This window comes from Halolactibacillus halophilus (assembly GCF_900115605.1).
GTDB lineage: Bacteria > Bacillota > Bacilli > Bacillales > Amphibacillaceae > Halolactibacillus > Halolactibacillus halophilus.
Window position 1 is genome coordinate 1 of sequence record NZ_FOXC01000093.1, and the last position, 1,054, is coordinate 1,054.

General features: G+C 40.0%; 1 protein-coding gene. It reads left to right on the top strand.

Annotation, left to right across the window (positions count from 1 at the left end):
• Nucleotides 1-349 precede the first annotated feature (349 nt).
• Nucleotides 350-1,054 (top strand): IS110 family transposase (locus tag BM098_RS13290; protein WP_143423425.1); only part of this gene is annotated, 705 nt, incomplete at its 3' end.

Sequence of the window (1,054 nt, forward strand, 5' to 3'; positions counted from 1 at the left end):
AAATTCATATAATAACACTGTTTTGCTTTGTCACTCCGGGCTATCCCCGTGTAAAATAGAACTAGATGGAAGTAGGTTCTAAATGGGAAAAGGCTTATCCTCCTTGTAGCTAGACTACTTTTTAAGCATGCTTCCCATCATCGTGTTGAGACTACAAACTCATAAGCTGAATGACGCTGAACTGTCGTCTATTAGATATAGGAATCTAATAGTGCCTGGCAGCTACAACAACTACACGTTAAATTCATATGCGCGAGGTTATAGAGGTTATAGCACGCACGATGTTACAGGGATAGCCCGGAGTGACCAAACTGACCTTCCAAATATCAAATGAAAGGGGGACCCTTCCATGAAATTATTTGTTGGTTTAGATGTGAGTAAAACCAAGCTTGATGTTTGTTTTTTATCACGTGATGATGATCACAACAGGGTTCTCTATCAAACAACGGTTGGAAATAGTGACGCAGGAGCCAGCCATATCAAACAATCTATTCTACAGTTCCACGAGGAACTGTCGTTTGACAAGATTGTTGTCGGCATGGAGGCGACAGGGTTATACAGTACCCTTCCGTCTCTTTACTTTTCACAAGATCCTGACCTACAACTCATTAACGTTCAAACGGTTGTTGAAAACCCAAGAACCATTCATCGATTTTCTGAAGTTTGGACAGATGAGAAAAATGATAGACTCGATGCCAAACTCATTGCTGAGTTTCTTAGCACTGGAAAGTACAATACTGCTTTACCACGAAATGACCAATATGTTGCTCTCCTGCGTTTAACTAGAGCTCGCTATCAGTTGGTACACCAAATGACAGAAGCTCAACAACACTACGTTGAGAATTTATATTACAAATGTAATACCCTAACGACGGAATTAAAGAATGAAAACATCAGTACATCCGTCTTCAGTTCAACAATGGTTCAACTAATGACAGGCGATATCACGATGTCATCTATTCATTCAATGGAAACTGAAGCGTTAGCCAACTTACTCCAAAAGTATGGACGCCAACGATTTAAAGACCCTGAAAAATTAGCGATGGCTATTAAA